Raw genomic sequence first — 827 nt, 5'->3', positions numbered from 1 at the left:
CCCGTTGCGCACCCCGCCCGCGCCATGCCCCGTCAGTGCGCATCCCGTCACGCCGCATCTGAGTCCCCCTACTGAGAACACCCCATGAGTACATGCCCGCCCCAGGGCTCGCACGGGCCCGAGTTCCTCACCGTGAAAGAAGCCGCCAAGCTCCTGCGCGTGAACCGGAAGACGCTCTATGAGGCCATCCGGCTCGGGCAGGTGCCCGACATCGTCCGCCTCGGAAGAGTCCTCCGCATTCGTCGAAGTGCCCTGGTAGAGTGGCAGCCGGGTAACAGCGGTCCTGCGCTCGGAGAAAACCGATGAGCGTCAGACTGCGGAAGTGGACGGACACGAAGGACAAGTTGCAGGAGGCGTGGGTTGTGGACGTGAAGCTCCAGCATCCGGATGGGCGAGTCGAGCGCATCCGCAAGGTGTCCCCGGTGAACACGCGCCGGGGTGCCGAGCAGTACGAGCGGGAGCTACGCCACGCACTCCTCAGCGGCACCTTCGGGAAGGAGAAGACACCGGAGAAGCGCATCCCCACGTTGGAGGGGTTCACTCCGCGCTTCCTCACCTACAGCGAGAACAACAACAAGCACTCCACTGTCGTCACCAAGAAGCAGATTCTAAGGGACCACGTCCTCCCGTTCTTCGGAAAGATGGCGCTGGATGCCATCGGCCCGGCAGAAATCGAGGACTTCAAAGCACTGATGCGAACGAAGCCGTCTCGCTCACGCGTCAGGCAGGACACCCCGGTGCGGCCTGCCCTCAACGCGCGCAATGTGCCGAGTCCAGAGCCTCTGTCCGCCAAGTACATCAACGACACACTCAAGGTGCTCCACAAG

Annotated in this window: 2 protein-coding genes; both read left to right on the top strand. The window is 63.5% G+C overall.

Annotated features, from left to right (window positions below; translation table 11 throughout):
* Positions 1-84 precede the first annotated feature (84 nt).
* Positions 85-306: a helix-turn-helix domain-containing protein gene (locus FJV41_RS49365; RefSeq protein WP_141649537.1), complete on the top strand. Its 222-nt coding sequence runs from the start codon at positions 85-87 to the stop codon at positions 304-306.
* Positions 303-827 (top strand): N-terminal phage integrase SAM-like domain-containing protein (locus tag FJV41_RS49360; protein WP_220137979.1); only part of this gene is annotated, 525 nt, incomplete at its 3' end. The genes FJV41_RS49365 and FJV41_RS49360, both read left to right, overlap by 4 nt.

The sequence above is a fragment of the Myxococcus llanfairpwllgwyngyllgogerychwyrndrobwllllantysiliogogogochensis genome, from assembly GCF_006636215.1.
Classification (GTDB): Bacteria; Myxococcota; Myxococcia; order Myxococcales; family Myxococcaceae; genus Myxococcus; species Myxococcus llanfairpwllgwyngyllgogerychwyrndrobwllllantysiliogogogochensis.
This window is presented reverse-complemented; position numbering and strand designations above follow the sequence as displayed.